Origin of the sequence: Microbacterium arabinogalactanolyticum (genome assembly GCF_030268005.1) — a bacterium.
GTDB lineage: Bacteria > Actinomycetota > Actinomycetes > Actinomycetales > Microbacteriaceae > Microbacterium > Microbacterium arabinogalactanolyticum.
In genome coordinates this window covers 12,491-28,528 of sequence record NZ_BRZC01000004.1, presented here as the reverse complement: position 1 = coordinate 28,528, position 16,038 = coordinate 12,491, and the positions used below count along the sequence as shown (strand labels likewise).

Below are 16,038 nucleotides of genomic sequence, written 5' to 3'. Positions count from 1 at the left end.
TCAATCATCACACCGGAACCCGCCGCAGTGGGATGCGACGCAGTTGCGCATCCTCGGTGCCGCGGAGCAGCTGATCGCGCAGCGCGGCGTCGGTGGCCTCACGATCGCCGAGCTGGCTCGCGAGGCGGGCGTGAGCAGGCCGACGATCTATCGCAATTGGACCGGCGCGGATGAGGTCGTCCGTGCCGCTCTGCTGCACCGCGTCGTGACGCTGCTCGAGCGCCTCCCGCTCGCGCAGACGCGCGAGGGAATCGTCGACGACGTGCTCCGCTTCTCGGCGGCGTTCCAGACCGACCCGCTGTACTCGGCGCTGCTCGCTCGCGAACCCGAGGTCTTCACCCGTTACACCCTGCACCGGTTCGGGGCCAGCCAGCAGGCCATCCTGCAGCGGATGGCCGCCTCGATCGGTGCGGCTCAGGCGGGCGGCACGGTGCGCGACGGCGACCCGCAGCACATCGGAGTCATGCTGCTCCTCATCGCGCAGTCGGCGATCCTCTCGCACGGCACGGTGAGCGAGCTCATCGACGACGCCGCGTGGGAACGCGAGCTGCGCGCCGCGCTGGACGGGCTGTTGCGACCATGAGCTCGCCCGATCTCACCGCGGCGCGCCGCCGCGCAGAGCTCGACCGCGCGGCAGTCGACACCGTCGACGTGCTCGTGGTGGGCGGCGGGATCACCGGGACCGGCACCGCGCTGGATGCCGCATCCCGCGGCCTGAGCGTGCTGCTCATCGAGGCGGAGGATCTCGCGTTCGGCACCAGCCGGTTCAGCTCCAAGCTGGTGCACGGCGGACTTCGCTATCTCGCCACGGGCGACATCGCGACAGCACAGGAGAGCGCCAGGGAACGCCATCTGCTGATGACGGCGATCGCCCCGCACCTGATCCGCCCGCTGCCGCAGCTGCTCCCCTTCTCCCCCGCGGTCTCGCTGCGTCAGCGTGTCGCGGGCGCCGCGGGAATGGCCATGGGCGACCTGCTGCGGCTGCAGGCGCGCACGCCGGGACGCATCCTCCCGGGCCCTCGCCCGGCATCGGCCCGCACCGCGCTCGCGCTGGTGCCGGGCCTGGACGCGCACCGTCTGCGCGGGGGAATGATCACGCATGACGGACAGCTCGCCGACGACGCGCGCCTGGTGATCGCGGTGGCTCGGACCGCCGCGGCCCTGGGCGCGAGCATCCTCACCCGGGTTCGCGCACTACGGTTGCGCGCCGACGGAGCGGACGCCGACGACGTGCTCACCGGCGAGCGGCTGACGATCCGCGCACGCAGCGTCATCAACGCCACGGGCGTATGGGCCGGTTCGCTCGACGACGCGATCACGGTGCGTCCCAGCCGCGGGACGCACATCGTGGTCGACGGCTCGGATCTCGGGCATCCGCGCGCGGCCCTGACCATCCCGCACGTCGGCTCCGTCAGCCGGTACGTGTTCGCTCTTCCGCAGCCGGGCGGACGCGTCTATGTAGGACTCACCGACGAGGACGCGCCGGGGGACGTGCCGCGCGTCGCGCAGCCCACGGAGCCGGAGATCGCGTTCCTGCTCGAGAGCCTGAATCGCGTGCTGCAGACGCCGGTCGACCGGGGGCAGGTGCTCGGTGCGTTCGCCGGGCTGCGCCCCCTGGTGGACAGCGGCGGCGGGAGCACGGCCGACGTGTCCCGCAGACATCTCGTCACCGCGTCCGACGACGGCTTCGTCTCGGTGTTGGGCGGCAAGCTCACCACATATCGCCGGATGGCTCAGGACGCCGTGGACCTGGCTGTGCGCATGCGCGGCCTGACCGCCCCGCCCAGCCGCACGGCCACCCTGCGACTGGCATCCTTCTCCCCTGTTGAGGCCGCGCCTCCGCTGGTGGAGGGCCTGACTCTCAGCGCGGCCGAGGTCACGGATGCCGTGCGCACTCAGGGCGCCATGACGACTGATGACGTCCTCGACCGGAGGACCCGCGTGGGCCTGGTTCCGGATGAGCGAGCACGAGTACTCCCGTCGGTCGCCGATCTCGTCGCGCGGACGCTCGACGAACTCGACTGACGACGCGCCTCGTCTTCGCCCTCCGTCGGCGCTAGTATTTGAACATGTTCAGTTCTGAGCTCACTCCGAAGGCCGAGCAGACGCGAGCCCGCATCCGGGCAGCCGCGATCGACTCCTTCATCGAACGCGGCTACCCCGACACCACGATCCGGCTGATCGCCAGGGAAGCCGGGGTGTCAGTCGGGAACGCGTATTACTACTTCCCCTCGAAGACGCACCTGGTGCAGGAGCTGTACGAGCAGGTGCAGCAGGATCACGCACGCGTCGCCGTCCCGCTGCTGGAGGGGGTCACGGGCCTGGTCGACCGCCTGCGGATCGTCTTCGACACCGGCCTCGCGACGCTCGAGCCGTATCAGCGCGTGGCACCGGGCTTCCTCAGCGCCATGATCGCTCCGGACTCCCCCATCAACCCGCTGGCGCGCGAGTCGACCGGCGCGCGGGAGATGACGATCGGCCTCTTCCGTCGCGCGGTGGACGGAGCCGAGCACCGACTGCCGGAGGACATCGCGAAGCGGCTCCCGGAAGCCCTCTTCGTCGCCTTCCTCGGACTCATCGTGCGCTGGACCTATGACGAGGACGACCACACCCGGACTCGCCGCCTGCTGGACACCGCCCTGAAGCTGCTCGCGGTGGCCCTGCCGTTCCTACGCGTCCCTGGCGTGCGCGGAGTCGCACGCGACCTGCTCGACCAGATCGCGGAGGTGCGGGCATGAGCGCGGCGGGAACGCTGTCGCCGCGCACTCCCGATCAGCCGATGGCGTTCACGCGGGACGAGTTCGTGATGGGGGCGGTGTCGTCCTGGCTCTTCTTCCTCGGACTGCTGGGGGTGACGGAGGTGGTCATCGCCGTCGTCCCCGATGTCATGGCCTCGATACGCGGTGGCTCCTCCGGCTTCTCCTCGCTGGGGCTTCTGGTCCCCGCGCTGTTCATCTCCCTGCTGGTCGCGGCACCGATCTCCGGAATCGCGACCCTGATCGCGGCGCCGGCTGTCCGCAGAGTCGCGTGGAGCCTGCGCGCCAGGCGTTCGCTCTGGCTGCACGCAGGCGTCCACGCGGCCTCTGGCGCGATCATCGGCATGCTGACCATCGTGGTGCTGCAGTTCTGCTTCGCCTTCTGGACCGACTCCGCGGCTCCGCTGCCGGTGTTCGCCGGATACACCGGGATCGCCGCGGCTCTCACTGCCGCATCCAATGTCCTGGGCTGGGCCGCCACCGCGCGCAACGCGCGCCGGTGGGACAGCGGCCGGCGCACAGCGAGGCGCATCCAGGCGCGCGTCGATCGTGATGCCACCGTGGAGGACGGGGCTCTGGAGGCCTGAGGCTCAGCTGCGGTGATGGATCGGCAGCTCGATCGCACCGGTCTCACCGGTCTGGCGCGCCATCGGGACCCGCTTGCCGAGCACCTGTGCGACGACGTCCTGCGCGATCTTCGCGGCCGTGAGGCCGGCATCCTGCAGCACCTGCTCGCGCGACGCGTGCGCGATGAACTCGTCCGGCACGCCGAGCTCGTCGACGGCGGTGTCGATCCCCGCCTCACGCAGCACCTGACGCACCCGAGTGCCGACGCCGCCCACGCGGATGCCGTCCTCGAGAGTGATCACCAGGCGGTGACGCGCCGCCAGCTCCAGGATCGACGGCTGCACCGGGATCGCCCAGCGCGGGTCGATCACGGTGGCGCCGATCCCCTGCGCGCGCAGGCGGGCGGCGACGTCGAGGGCGAGCTCGGTGAAGGGCCCGATTCCCACCAGGAGCACGTCCTCGGTCTCGTCGCGGGAGAGCACGTCGACCCCGTCCGCCAGTCGTTCGACGGCGGGGATGTCATCCGGTACGGACCCCTTCGGGTAGCGGATCACCGTGGGCGCGTCGTCGACGGCCACAGCCTCGTCGAGCACCTCCTGCAGACGCGCCGCGTCCCGAGGGGCCGCGATGCGGATGCCCGGGACCAGCTGCAGCATCGCCAGATCCCAGATCCCGTGGTGACTCGGGCCGTCAGGCCCGGTGACACCGGCCCGATCCAGCACGAACGTGACGCCCGCCTTGTGCAGCGCGACATCCATCAGCACCTGGTCGAAGGCGCGGTTCATGAAGGTCGCGTAGATCGCCACCACGGGGTGCAGACCGCCGAACGCGAGGCCGGCCGACGAGGCGACGGCGTGCTGCTCGGCGATGCCCACGTCGTACACGCGGTGCGGATAGCGCTCCGCGAACGGCGCCAGGCCCGTCGGTCGCAGCATGGCGGCGGTCATCGCGATGACCTTCTCGTCCCTGCCTCCGACGTCGACCAGGGCGTCGGCGAACACCGAGGTCCACGAGCGGCCCGAGGACTTCCCCAGCGCCCCTCCGGTCTTCGGATCGATGCGTCCGACGGAATGGAACTGGTCCGCCTCGTCGTCGAGTGCCGGCTGGTAGCCGCGGCCCTTCTCGGTGATGACGTGCACGATCACAGGTGCACCGAAGTCCTTCGCCAGCTGGAGCGTCTCCAGCAGAGCGGGCAGGTCGTGACCGTCGACCGGACCGAGGTACTTGATGTCCAGATTGGAATACAGCGCGACGTTGTTCGTGAAGCGGGAGAGGAAGCCGTGCGTGCCACCGCGCACTCCGCGGAACAGCGCCCGCCCGAACGGGCCGAAGGCGCGGAACACCCGGTCGGACTTGCGGTGCAGGTCGCGATAGGCGGCGGCGGTGCGCACGCGGTTGAGGTAACGGGACATGCCGCCGATGGTGGGCGCGTAGGAGCGTCCGTTGTCGTTGACGACGATCACGAGATTGCGATCGTTGTCGTCGGAGATGTTGTTCAGAGCCTCCCACGTCATACCGCCCGTGAGCGCGCCGTCGCCGACGACCGCGACCACATGCCGGTCGCCGCGTCCGGTGGCCGTGAGCGCGCGGGAGACACCGTCCGCCCAGCTCAGCGAGCTGGAGGCATGCGAGGACTCCACCACGTCGTGCGCGCTCTCCGAGCGCTGCGGGTAGCCGGCGAGGCCGCCACGGGAGCGCAGCTGCGAGAAGTCCTGTCGGCCGGTCAGCAGCTTGTGCACATACGACTGGTGGCCCGTGTCGAAGATGATCGGGTCCTCCGGCGAGGAGAACACCCGGTGCAGCGCGATCGTCAGCTCGACGACGCCGAGGTTCGGACCCAGGTGACCACCGGTGCGGGCCACGTTCTCGACCAGGAAGGTGCGGATCTCCGCCGCCAGCTCAGCGAGCTGTTCGGGTGAGAGCCGGTCGAGATCCCGGGGACCGGTGATGCTCGGCAGGATCGGCATGGACGCTCCTCCGCGACTCGACGACTGCGCGGCCGGAGGGCTCGCGCGAACCTGTCCAGTCTATCTCCGAGTCGGTGGGAGTTCGGTGCGTGGCGCGGGCGACCGGTGGTTCGGCTCTGCACTCCTCGGGGACGCGGAAGCGCCCCGCCCGGTCGAAGCCGGGCGGGGCGCTCTCGTCACGGGATCAGACCAGCGAACGCAGCACGTACTGCAGGATGCCGCCGTTGCGGTAGTAGTCCGCCTCACCGGGGGTGTCGATGCGCACCACGGCATCGAACTCGACGACCTGCTTGCCCTCAGGCGAGAACTCGCTCGGGGTCGCGGTGACCTTCACCGTCTTCGGCGTGATGCCCTCGTTGAGCGCGGTCAGGCCCTCGATCGAGATGATCTCGGTGCCGTCCAGGCCCAGCGACTCCCAGGACTCGCCCGCGGGGAACTGCAGCGGGACGACGCCCATGCCGATGAGGTTGGAGCGGTGGATGCGCTCGAAGCTCTCGGTGATGACCGCCTTGACGCCGAGCAGGTTGGTGCCCTTGGCCGCCCAGTCGCGCGAGGATCCGGAGCCGTACTCCTTGCCACCGAAGACCACCAGCGGCACGCCCTGCTCCTGGTAGTTCATGCAGGCGTCGTAGATGAACGCCTGCGGACCACCGGGCTGGGTGAAGTCGCGGGTGTAGCCGCCCTCGATCTGCTGACCGTCGTTGACGGCCTTGACCAGCGTGTTCTTCAGGCGGATGTTTGCGAACGTGCCGCGGATCATGACCTCGTGGTTGCCTCGACGCGATCCGAAGGAGTTGAAGTCCTTGCGCTCCACACCGTGCTCCTGCAGGTACTGCGCAGCAGGGGTGCCCGGCTTGATGGCACCCGCCGGCGAGATGTGGTCGGTGGTGACCGAGTCGCCCAGGGCCGCCATCACACGGGCGCCGGTGATGTCGGTGACCGGGGTCAGCTCCATGGTCATGCCGTCGAAGTACGGCGCCTTGCGCACGTAGGTCGAGTCCTCGTCCCACTCGAAGATCGGGCCGGTCGGCGTGGGCAGGCCCGTCCAGCGCTCGTCGCCGTCGAACACGGTGGCGTACTGCTTGATGAACTGCTCACGCGAGATCGACGAGTCGATGATCTCCTGCACCTCTTCCGAGGTGGGCCAGATGTCCCGCAGGAACACGTCGTTGCCCTCGGTGTCCTGACCCAGCGCGTCGTTCTCGAAGTCGAAGTGCATCGAGCCGGCGAGAGCGTAGGCGATGACCAGCGGCGGCGAGGCCAGGTAGTTCATCTTCACGTCGGGGCTGATGCGGCCCTCGAAGTTGCGGTTGCCGGAGAGCACGGCGGTGACCGCGAGGTCGTGCTCGTTGACGGCGGACGAGACCTCATCGATCAGCGGGCCGGAGTTGCCGATGCAGACCGTGCAGCCGTAGCCGACCGTGTAGAAGCCCAGGCCCTCGAGGTCCTCGTTCAGGCCCGACTTCTCGTAGTAGTCGGTGACGACCTTCGAGCCGGGAGCCAGCGTGGTCTTGACCCACGGCTTCTGCTTCAGGCCCTTCTTCAGCGCCTTGCGGGCGACCAGACCGGCCGCGACCATGACCGAGGGGTTCGAGGTGTTGGTGCACGAGGTGATCGCCGCGAGCGTCACGGCGCCGTTGTCCAGGATGTACTGGTCGCCGGCAGGCGTGGTCACGGGAACCGGCTTCGACGACGCGGCGGGCGCGCCGCTGCTGATGTGCACCGGACGGGTGTGCACCTCCTCCTCACCGGGGACCTGACCGGGGTCGGATGCCGGGAAGGAGTGCTTCGACTCGAGGTCGGCGAGCTCGTCCGAGGTGGACGGGGTGGCGTAGTTGAGGATGTCCTTCTCGAACTGCGTCTTCGCCTCGGAGAGCAGGATGCGGTCCTGCGGGCGCTTCGGGCCAGCGATCGAGGGGACCACGGTGCCGAGGTCGAGCTCCATGTACTCGCTGTACACCGGCTCGTTGGCGGCATCGTGCCAGAGGCCCTGGATCTTGGCGTACGACTCGACCAGCGCGATCGCCTCGTCGCTGCGGCCGGTGAGGCGCAGGTAGTCGAGGGTGACGTCGTCCACCGGGAAGATCGCGGCGGTGGAGCCGAACTCCGGCGACATGTTTCCGATGGTGGCGCGGTTGGCGAGGGGCACGGATGCCACGCCGGCACCGTAGAACTCGACGAACTTGCCGACCACGCCGTGCTGGCGCAGCATGTCGGTGATCGTCAGCACGACATCGGTCGCCGTGACGCCGGCGGGGATCTCGCCGGTGAGCCTGAAGCCGACGACGCGCGGGATGAGCATGGAGACCGGCTGGCCCAGCATGGCTGCCTCGGCCTCGATGCCGCCGACGCCCCAGCCCAGCACGCCCAGGCCGTTGACCATGGTGGTGTGCGAGTCGGTGCCGACGAGCGTGTCGGGGTAGGCGCGCAGCACGCCGTCGACGGTGCGGTCGTAGACGACCTTGGCCAGGTGCTCGATGTTCACCTGGTGCACGATGCCGGTCCCGGGCGGGACGACCTTGAAGTCGTCGAAGGCGGTCTGACCCCAGCGCAGGAACTGGTAGCGCTCGCCGTTGCGCTCGTACTCGATCTCGACGTTGCGCTGCAGCGCGTTCTCCGCGCCGAAGAGGTCGGCGATCACGGAGTGGTCGATGACCATCTCGGCGGGCGAGAGCGGGTTGATGCGGCTCGGGTCGCCGCCGAGGGCGGTGACGGCCTCGCGCATGGTGGCGAGGTCGACGATGCAGGGCACGCCGGTGAAGTCCTGCATGAGGACGCGGGCGGGCGTGAACTGGATCTCGGTGTTGGGCTCGGCCGTGGCATCCCACGAGCCCAGCGCCTCGATCTGCGCCTTCGTGACGTTCTTGCCGTCCTCGGTGCGCAGCTGGTTCTCCAGAAGCACCTTCAGGCTGAAGGGGAGCTTCTCGTGACCGGCGACCGTGTCGATGCGGAAGATCTCGTAGTCGGTGCTGCCGACCGTCAGGGTGCTCTTGGCACCGAAGCTGTTCACCGTGGACACGGATCCGTCTCCTTCTGTTCGGATGGGAGCGACAGGCGACTCCATCTTGCTCGCCTCCGGATGCCGCGGCTAGCAAGGTTCGCCTTACCAGTGTGCTCCGCGGAATCGCTCGGCAAAAGCCCGAGATTTATCTTGATGTCGAGATAAATCTAGCAGAGGTGAACGGCGCCTGCGTCACTCGCCGCGCCGGTACAGCGCCCGGACGACGAGCCAGGTGACGGCGACGAGCGGCGCGAACAGCGGCAGCCCCATGATGAGCTTCAGCGTTCCCAGGAGGGTCACCTGGTCGGTGAGATAGAGCGGCAGCTGCACGCCCAGGCGCGCGAAGAAGAGCACGCCCCACGCGATGCCGAGCCAGAAGAACGCCCGCCGCTTGCGGCGATCCTGACGCCAGGCCGTGCCCTCCCCCATCAGGAAGCCGACGGCCAGCCCGATCAGCGACCAGCCCACCAGCGCGGCCACGATCATGGCGGTGCCGTAGACCGCGTTCGTGATCAGTCCGGGCACGAAGTTGTCCGCTCCGCGTCCGGTCCACAGCGCCAGCACCGCCGCGACGCCGGCGGCGACGAGGCCGCCGATCGCGGCGGACGGCGGCGACTTCTGCAGCAGGCGGATGGCCGTGAAAACCGCGGCCAAGCCGACCGACACGCCGAGGGAGAGGATCAGCGGCTCGGGGCGCACAGTGAAGAGGACGACGAAGGCGAGGCTCGGGAGGACCGACTCCAGGATGCCGCGCCAGCCGCCCATCGCGGTCCAGACGACCTTCTGCGTGCTCTCGCTGCTGTCAGCGCCGAGTCCGGCGCGCCGCGCGGCGCCGCCGAGCGCCGCACCGATCAGATCGGCCGCGGACGGCTCCGCGGGCGCGGCGGTGTCGTTCTCGCGCGCACCCTGCTCGCGGTCGGCGTCGGTCACGCCGAACCCGGCGTGGACGGCATCTTCAGCGGGATGAGGTCGCGGGGCGGCATCGGGGATCCGCCGCGCACGACGACGATCGAGCGGAACAGGTCCTCGACCTGCTCGGCCGCGGCCGGGTCGGAGGCGGCCTCGCCGCCGATGACACCGCGCAGGAACCAGCGCGGGCCGTCGACGCCGATGAAACGCGCCAAGCGCATCTCGGAGCCCTCTGCGGCGGTCGCGGGCACCTCGGCCAGCAGCTCCTTGCCCAGAGGCCCCTCGCGCTCCTCGACGCGACCACCCTGGGTGCGGATCTGGTCGCGCAGTTGCACGCGGGTCTCGTCCCACAGGCCGCGCGTGCGCGGGGCGGCGAACGGCTGCACCTGCAGCGAGGAGTTCGCGTAGTCCAGACCGACCGCAACGATGCGCTTGGTCTGCTCCTCCACCTCCAGCCGCAGGTTCAGGCCCTCACGGGGCAGCACCTTGATGCCGCCGAGGTCGATGTAGGGGCGGACGGGGTTCGCCTCCGCGTCGTCGAACGGTCCCGCGGTGGCCCGGTCCTCCGGTGCCGACTTCAGCGTGGGCTCGATCTCTTCAGTCATTCGCTCTTTCCCTGGGTATAGCCGGTGGACCCGAAGCCGCCTTCGCCGCGGACGCTGTCGGGCAGCTCGTCGACGGGTTCGAAGTGCGCCTGGATCACGGGCATCACGATCAGCTGCGCGATGCGATCACCGACCGCCACATCGTACGCGTCCTTGCTGTCGGTGTTCAGCAGGCTCACCTTGATCTCGCCGCGGTATCCCGCATCGACGGTGCCCGGGGAGTTGACCACAGTGATGCCGTGCTTGGCCGCGAGTCCGCTGCGCGGAACCACGAAGGCCGCATAGCCCTCGGGCAGCGCGATCCGCACGCCGGTGCCGATCAGGGCGCGTTCCCCCGGTTCCAGACGCACGGCCTCGGTGGAGACGAGGTCCGCGCCGGCATCACCCGGATTCGCGTAGAACGGGGTGTGCGCGGCGATAATGGGGACGGCAACGGAATGAGTCACCCCATGAGGCTAATGCAGAACACCACGCAGGAAACGCGGGAGAGCTATCGCGAACGGCTCTCGCCGAGCCTGTGGATGCTCGTCACCATCGCGCTCGTCGGCCCCATGGTGTCACTGGTGTTCACGCCGGTCGCCTCCAATATCGCGATCGCGATCGGTGCGGCCGTCTCACTGGTGCTCGTCGTCCTCAGCATCCTGCTGGCACCGGTCATCCGCGTGCGCGGGACGGTGCTCCACGCCGGCCGCGCGCACATCGACGCCCGCTGGCTGGGCGAGCCCGAGCACTTCGCCGGGCAGGATGCCCGCGACCGCCGCACGCGCGACATCGCGCGCGACGGCTGGTATCTGATCCGCGGCGGCATCGACGGGCTCGTCGTGGTGCCCCTCACGGATCCCGATGACCCGGTGCGCTCCTGGACCATCTCCTCGCGCACGCCGGATCGGCTCAGCGCGGCGATCCGCGCGGCGCGCGCCGCGGCCTGATCGGGTCGATCAGGCCGACTGAGCGGGGCCGGCCGATCACGCCCGCAGAAGCAGAACGCGCCCCGAGCCGAATGGCCGGGGCGCGTGCGTACAGGGGTGCGTCAGGCGGCGCACTCCTTGCAGATGGGACCTTCGGGGCCCTCGTGGTCGAGCTGCGAGCGGTGCTTCACGAGGAAGCAGCTCATGCAGGTGAACTCATCCTGCTGCGCAGGGAGCACGACCACATCGAGCTCCACATCGGACAGGTCCGCACCCGGGAGTTCGAAGCCCGAGGGGTTGTCGGAGTCCTCGACGTCGCCGGCGCCGGACTGGTTGCTCGGCACACGCTCCTTGAGGGCTTCGATCGACTCGGAGTCGTCTTCGCTCTTACGGGGCGCGTCGTAGTCGGTTGCCATGTGGTGAATCTCCACTTCAGTGGTACGAGTGGTTTGTGGGGGAGCTGATTCGGGTGTTCAGCGGGCGTTAGTTTGCACGACCGCGGAGGATTTAGCAAATGCCTCCGCGTTCGCCCGGGGAAACTCACGGCGCGCCCAGAGTATTCCCGGGCCTGAGCGGGTCGCCGTGACAGCATGAACGCACACCCACCAGAGGGGCATCGGTATGGAAAACGTCACCATCGTCGGAACAGAAGCGGGAGTCCTCGTCCTCGCCACGGAGTCCGGGCAGCGCTTCGCGCTCCCGATCGACGACGTGCTGCACCGCGAGGTGCGCCGGGCGACCCGCGAGACGGAGCCCGCCGCCGCGCGACTGGCCGCGAGCCCCCGCGACATCCAGGCTCAGATCCGCGCCGGGCTCTCGGCGTCCGAGGTCGCGGCGCTGCTCGGCGTCAGCGAGGCGGACGTCGCGCGCTTCGAGGGTCCTGTGCTCGCCGAGCGCGAGCACATCGTCGGTCAGGCCCTCGCCGTTCCGGTGCTTATCGGCAGCGAGGTCGAGCCCGACGCGCAGCCGACCTTCGGCGTCGCCGTGCGGGCCAAGCTCGCCGATCTGCAGGCGAGCGACGAGCGCTGGGCGAGCTGGAAGGACGATTCCGGCTGGACCATCAAGCTGGAGTTCACCGCCGACGAGGTCGAGCACGACGCACGCTGGGCATTCGATCCGCGTCGCAGCACGCTGTCGCCCCTGAACCCGGATGCGACGCAGCTCTCCCGCCAGGGCGCACTCCCCGAGGGGCTGATCCCGCGTCTCCGCGCCGTCGACCACGAGCGCGTCTCGCCGTACAAGGACGACAGCCGCTTCGACTCCGGTGCGTTCGGCCCCCGTCTGCTCCCCCGCCCGGAGGAGGAGACCGCGGACGCATCCCCCACTGAGCACTCCAGCGCCGCCGTGCAGGCGGCCGCCGCGCGCCGCGCGCCGGAGGAGAGCCACCCCAACGCGGAGACCGCCGACCTGCTGGAGGCGCTGCGACGCCGCCGCGGGCAGCGCGAGTCCGCTCCCCTGTTCGGCGAGGACGAGCACGACGAGCCCGCGCCCATCGCGCTGTTCGACGCCATCGAGGATGAGACGCCCGCCGAACCGGAACCGGCTCCGGAGCCCGAGCCGTCTGAGCAGCCGTCCGGCCGACGCAAGCGCCGCAACGCGATGCCGAGCTGGGACGAGATCGTCTTCGGGGCCCGCACCGAGGAGTGACGGCCGCCGAGACCTCGCGCTGATCAGCGCGAGAAGGCGCCCATCCGGATGAGCGGGACCCGCCACTCCTCCATCGTCAGCGCGCCGTGCTGGCCGACCATGCCCCGACCGCGCTGATCCGCCGCCTCACCGTCGTAGAGCGCGTGATTGGAGCGCGCGATCACGAGCAGGTCGCCGACGCGCTCGCGCGCGGCATCCGTCACCATCCCGCCGAAGAGCCCTGCGTCGATCGCCTCGACGCGGCTGACCACGTCGGCGAATCCGTCCAGGTCGCGACGCCAGCGGCTCAGGATGCCCGGCTGGTCGGCATCCGGCTCGGTGTACACGTGCAGCATCCGCGGCTCCCCACCGATGTGCCGGATGCCGTCGTGCCAGCCCCCCGCGGCGTCCAGGATCAGCTGCCGGTGCGCGGGCACGTCCACCATGCCGTGGTCGGCCGTGACCAGCACTCCCACGCCGTCCGGCACCCGTCGCGACAGCGCCGCGTCGATGTCCTCGAGCGCGGAGACCCATTCGGCGGAGTCGACGCCGTGCTTGTGTCCGGCCTTGTCCGCTTCCGGAAGATAGCAGTACACCAGGGCGCCGTCGTGCGCGTCGGCGAGCTCCCATGCCAGCTCCACACGGTCGGCCGGTGACCCGGCGCTGCGGAACTCAGCGCCGCGCAGGATCGCGTGGGTCAGTCCGGTACCCGCGTGCGCGGCGATGCCCACAGCGAAGGTCGGATGCCCGGCGGCAGCCGCCTGCTCGAACACCGTCGCCTGCGGCTGCCAGGCCGTCGGGTCCACACCGTCCCATTCCGTGAGCTGGTTGACGAGCACGTCGCGCTCCGGGTGCCGCACCCGATAGCCGACCATCCCATGCACTCCCGGAGCGGACCCGGTGAGCAGGCTGGTCAGTGCAGCGGCCGTCGTCGTCGGGAACACCGAGCCCGCGACGTCCTTCTTCGCCATCGCCGACACCAGGGTGCGAGCGTGCCCGGCGTGCGCGCGCAGCGGCAGGGCGCCGAGTCCGTCCACGACGACGAGCACGGCGGATCGCACAGGCGGCAGCTCCCCCGGAGCGTCGCGCAGGGCGCCGAGCAGCTGGGGCGCCACCCCGGCGATGCTCCGCGTCGATTCGAGGCTGGACGGTAGCATGAGAGGCATCCGGGCCAGTCTTCCACAGGCGGCCCGCCCGCCCCGCACTCGTGCCCAGCCACCCGTGCGCACCCGAGCGTCCAGCAGGAAGTCCATGCCAAAGCCCTCGTCATCCGAGCCCGTCCAGGAGCGCATCCAGGACATCGACCTCTCCCAGGAGATGCAGGGCTCGTTCCTCGAGTACGCGTACTCGGTCATCTACTCGCGCGCCCTGCCGGACGCGCGCGACGGCCTCAAGCCCGTGCAGCGCCGCATCCTGTACCAGATGGCCGAGATGGGTCTGCGGCCCGACCGCGGCCATGTCAAGAGCGCCCGCGTCGTCGGCGAGGTGATGGGAAAGCTGCACCCGCACGGCGACTCCGCCATCTACGACGCCCTGGTGCGCCTCGCGCAGGACTTCGCGCTGCGCGTGCCGCTGGTCGACGGGCACGGCAATTTCGGCTCCCTGGACGACGGCCCCGCCGCATCGCGCTACACGGAGGCCCGGCTCGCGGCATCCGCTCTGGCTCTGACCGAGAACCTCGACGAGGACGTCGTCGACTTCGTCCCCAACTACGACGGCCAGTTCCAGCAGCCGGCGGTGCTGTCGGCGGCCTTCCCCAACCTGCTCGTCAACGGCGCGAGCGGCATCGCGGTGGGCATGGCCACGAACATGGCTCCGCACAACCTCATCGAGGTGATCGCCGCCGCGACGCATCTGCTGGAGAACCCGGATGCCACCACGGCCGAGCTGATGGAGTTCGTGCCGGGCCCGGACTTCCCCTCCGGCGGCATCCTGATGGGTCTGGACGGCGTCAAGGAGGCCTACGAGACCGGCCGCGGCGCGTTCAAGCTGCGCGCCAAGACCTCGATCGAGCCGCTCGGCCCGCGCCGCACCGGCATCGTCGTCACCGAGCTGCCCTACCAGGTGGGTCCCGAGCGCGTCATCGAGAAGCTCAAGGACGCCGTCAACGCCAAGAAGCTGCAGGGCATCAGCGATGTGCAGGACCTCACCGACCGCAAGAACGGTCTGCGCCTGGTCGTGACGGTCAAGACCGGGTTCGACCCGGCGGCGGTGCTCGACCAGCTGTTCCGGTTCACCCCGCTCGAGGACTCGTTCTCGATCAACAACGTCGCGCTGGTCGACGGGCAGCCCCGCACCCTGGGCCTCAAGGAGCTGCTGCGGGTCTACCTGCAGCACCGCATCGAGGTCATCGAGCGGCGCAGCCGCTACCGGCTCGCCCGCCGCAACGAGCGTCTGCACCTGGTGCGCGGCCTGCTGCTGGCGATCCTCGACATCGACGAGGTCATCCAGGTCATCCGCTCCTCGGATGACTCCGAGACGGCGCGCACCCGCCTTCAGCAGGTGTTCGAGCTGGACGAGGTGCAGGCCGAGTACATCCTCGAGCTGCGCCTGCGCCGCCTGACGAAGTTCTCCCGCCTCGAGCTGGAAACAGAACGCGACAAGCTGCTCGCCGAGATCGCCGAGCTCGAGAAGCTGCTCGCCGACCCCGCTCTGGTCCGTGCCCAGGTCGCGCTGGAGCTGGATGCCGTGGCCGAGCAGTTCGGCACGCACCGGCGCACCCTGCTGCTGAACGCGGCACCGCCGAAGGCGCGCACGACGAAGTCCGCTGCCGAGCTGCAGCTCGCGGACGCCCCGACCACGCTGCTGCTGTCGACGACCGGGCGTGCCGTGCGCGTGGATCTGGAGCCCGGGGCGACGATCGCGACACCCGCCCGCCGCAGCAAGCACGACGCGATCCAGGCTCGCCTCGAGACGACCACGCGCAGCGAGATCGGCGCGGTCACGAGTGCGGGCCGGGTCGTGCGGTTCACGCCCATCGACATCCCCGCCGTGCCGGCGAGCTCGGTCGGACTGGGCGCCGGGGTGCGGATCCACGACTATCTGGGACTGACCGACCGGAGCGAGCGGGTGCTCGCCCTGATCCGGTTCGACGACGACACGCCATTGGCGCTGGGCACCAAGGACGGCGTCGTCAAGCGGGTCGTCCCGTCGGGCCTGGCCGTGCGCCCCGAGCTCGAGATCATCGGGCTGAAGCCGAAGGATGTCGTCATCGGCGCGGCGCCGGCATCGGACGAGGCGGAGCTCGTCTTCGTCAGCTCGGATGCTCAGCTGCTGCACTTCCCCGCGTCGAACGTGCGCCCTCAGGGCGCACCAGCCGGCGGGATGGCGGGCGTGAAGCTCGGTTCCGGCGCCGAGGTCATCTCGTTCACCGTCGTGGCCTCTCCGGAGGACGCCGTGGTCGTCACGGTCTCCGGCTCCGAGGGGATGCTGGCGGGAGCGGATGCCGGACGCGCCAAGGTGTCGGACTTCGCGGAGTTCCCGGGCAAGGGCCGCGCCACCGGTGGTGTGCGTGCGCACGCGTTCCTGAAGGGCGAGGACCGTCTACGTCTGGCCTGGGTGGGCGTGGAGCCCCGTGCGATCGGATCGGACGGCGCCGCACGTCAGCTGCCGGCATCCGGCGCCAAGCGCGACGCCTCCGGCCAGCCTCTCGACTCCGTGATCGGCTCCGTCGGCACCGCGATCGGCTGAGCGTCCGGC

14 protein-coding genes are annotated in these 16,038 nt (G+C 70.0%); 7 read left to right on the top strand and 7 right to left on the bottom strand.

Annotation, left to right across the window (positions count from 1 at the left end; genetic code table 11):
* The first annotated feature begins 43 nt into the window (after positions 1-43).
* Genes MIAR_RS04480 through MIAR_RS04465 form a run of 4 tightly spaced genes read left to right on the top strand, consistent with a single transcriptional unit; the run spans position 44 to position 3,343 of the window.
* Positions 44-583, top strand: a complete 540-nt coding sequence (locus MIAR_RS04480) for a TetR/AcrR family transcriptional regulator (protein ID WP_285631980.1) — start codon at positions 44-46, stop codon at positions 581-583.
* A complete protein-coding gene (locus MIAR_RS04475) occupies positions 580-2,025 on the top strand; it encodes a glycerol-3-phosphate dehydrogenase/oxidase (RefSeq protein WP_285631977.1) in 1,446 nt (481 codons plus the stop codon). Before MIAR_RS04480 ends, MIAR_RS04475 begins: the two co-directional genes overlap by 4 nt.
* A 44-nt stretch (positions 2,026-2,069) precedes the next feature.
* Complete coding sequence (locus MIAR_RS04470; RefSeq protein ID WP_285631975.1) at positions 2,070-2,738, top strand: TetR/AcrR family transcriptional regulator; 669 nt, start codon at positions 2,070-2,072, stop codon at positions 2,736-2,738.
* A complete protein-coding gene (locus MIAR_RS04465; RefSeq protein WP_285631971.1) occupies positions 2,735-3,343 on the top strand; it encodes a hypothetical protein in 609 nt (202 codons plus the stop codon). The genes MIAR_RS04470 and MIAR_RS04465 overlap by 4 nt, the downstream gene beginning before the upstream one ends.
* A 3-nt stretch (positions 3,344-3,346) precedes the next feature.
* Here MIAR_RS04465 and dxs read toward each other — a convergent pair whose 3' ends face one another.
* The 5 genes from dxs to dut form a co-directional block, all read right to left on the bottom strand.
* A complete protein-coding gene (gene dxs, locus MIAR_RS04460; protein ID WP_285631968.1) occupies positions 3,347-5,290 on the bottom strand; it encodes a 1-deoxy-D-xylulose-5-phosphate synthase in 1,944 nt (647 codons plus the stop codon).
* Between the two features lie 184 nt (positions 5,291-5,474).
* Positions 5,475-8,354 carry an aconitate hydratase gene (locus MIAR_RS04455; RefSeq protein ID WP_285631965.1) on the bottom strand — a complete coding sequence of 960 codons (2,880 nt, stop codon included), beginning with the start codon at positions 8,352-8,354 and terminating at the stop codon, positions 5,475-5,477.
* A gap of 129 nt (positions 8,355-8,483) precedes the next feature.
* The gene (locus tag MIAR_RS04450; protein WP_285631962.1) at positions 8,484-9,221 is read right to left on the bottom strand and encodes a DUF3159 domain-containing protein; all 738 of its coding nucleotides are present in this window, start codon (positions 9,219-9,221) and stop codon (positions 8,484-8,486) included.
* Complete coding sequence (locus MIAR_RS04445) at positions 9,218-9,805, bottom strand: DUF3710 domain-containing protein (RefSeq protein WP_285631959.1); 588 nt, start codon at positions 9,803-9,805, stop codon at positions 9,218-9,220. Before MIAR_RS04445 ends, MIAR_RS04450 begins: the two co-directional genes overlap by 4 nt.
* On the bottom strand, positions 9,802-10,251 hold the full coding sequence (gene dut, locus MIAR_RS04440) for a dUTP diphosphatase (RefSeq protein ID WP_285631956.1): 450 nt from the start codon (positions 10,249-10,251) through the stop codon (positions 9,802-9,804). The genes MIAR_RS04445 and dut overlap by 4 nt, the downstream gene beginning before the upstream one ends.
* A gap of 3 nt (positions 10,252-10,254) precedes the next feature.
* On the opposite strand from dut, the gene MIAR_RS04435 reads away from it, so the two are divergent.
* Positions 10,255-10,734: a DUF3093 family protein gene (locus tag MIAR_RS04435; RefSeq protein WP_285631954.1), complete on the top strand. Its 480-nt coding sequence runs from the start codon at positions 10,255-10,257 to the stop codon at positions 10,732-10,734.
* A gap of 101 nt (positions 10,735-10,835) precedes the next feature.
* Here MIAR_RS04435 and MIAR_RS04430 read toward each other — a convergent pair whose 3' ends face one another.
* Positions 10,836-11,129: a DUF4193 domain-containing protein gene (locus MIAR_RS04430; RefSeq protein ID WP_285631951.1), complete on the bottom strand. Its 294-nt coding sequence runs from the start codon at positions 11,127-11,129 to the stop codon at positions 10,836-10,838.
* Positions 11,130-11,334: 205 nt separating this feature from the next.
* Here MIAR_RS04430 and sepH point away from each other — a divergent pair, with 205 nt between their 5' ends.
* Positions 11,335-12,360 (top strand): septation protein SepH, encoded by a 1,026-nt coding sequence (gene sepH, locus MIAR_RS04425; protein WP_285631948.1) that lies wholly within the window; start codon positions 11,335-11,337, stop codon positions 12,358-12,360.
* A gap of 23 nt (positions 12,361-12,383) precedes the next feature.
* On the opposite strand, the gene MIAR_RS04420 is transcribed toward sepH, so the two are convergent.
* Complete coding sequence (locus MIAR_RS04420; protein WP_285631945.1) at positions 12,384-13,505, bottom strand: alkaline phosphatase family protein; 1,122 nt, start codon at positions 13,503-13,505, stop codon at positions 12,384-12,386.
* A gap of 85 nt (positions 13,506-13,590) precedes the next feature.
* Between MIAR_RS04420 and MIAR_RS04415 the strand changes: the two genes are divergently transcribed.
* On the top strand, positions 13,591-16,029 hold the full coding sequence (locus MIAR_RS04415; protein ID WP_285631942.1) for a DNA gyrase/topoisomerase IV subunit A: 2,439 nt from the start codon (positions 13,591-13,593) through the stop codon (positions 16,027-16,029).
* Positions 16,030-16,038: the final 9 nt, after the last annotated feature.

Coding starts and splice junctions, on each gene's coding strand:
- MIAR_RS04435 (WP_285631954.1), top strand. CDS start 10,255: ATGAGGCTAATGCAGAACACCACGCAGGAAACGCGGGAGAGCTATCGC.
- MIAR_RS04455 (WP_285631965.1), bottom strand. CDS start 8,354: ATGGAGTCGCCTGTCGCTCCCATCCGAACAGAAGGAGACGGATCCGTG.
- MIAR_RS04445 (WP_285631959.1), bottom strand. CDS start 9,805: ATGACTGAAGAGATCGAGCCCACGCTGAAGTCGGCACCGGAGGACCGG.
- MIAR_RS04475 (WP_285631977.1), top strand. CDS start 580: ATGAGCTCGCCCGATCTCACCGCGGCGCGCCGCCGCGCAGAGCTCGAC.
- MIAR_RS04420 (WP_285631945.1), bottom strand. CDS start 13,505: ATGCCTCTCATGCTACCGTCCAGCCTCGAATCGACGCGGAGCATCGCC.
- MIAR_RS04415 (WP_285631942.1), top strand. CDS start 13,591: ATGCCAAAGCCCTCGTCATCCGAGCCCGTCCAGGAGCGCATCCAGGAC.
- sepH (WP_285631948.1), top strand. CDS start 11,335: ATGGAAAACGTCACCATCGTCGGAACAGAAGCGGGAGTCCTCGTCCTC.
- MIAR_RS04430 (WP_285631951.1), bottom strand. CDS start 11,129: ATGGCAACCGACTACGACGCGCCCCGTAAGAGCGAAGACGACTCCGAG.
- dxs (WP_285631968.1), bottom strand. CDS start 5,290: ATGCCGATCCTGCCGAGCATCACCGGTCCCCGGGATCTCGACCGGCTC.
- MIAR_RS04465 (WP_285631971.1), top strand. CDS start 2,735: ATGAGCGCGGCGGGAACGCTGTCGCCGCGCACTCCCGATCAGCCGATG.
- MIAR_RS04470 (WP_285631975.1), top strand. CDS start 2,070: ATGTTCAGTTCTGAGCTCACTCCGAAGGCCGAGCAGACGCGAGCCCGC.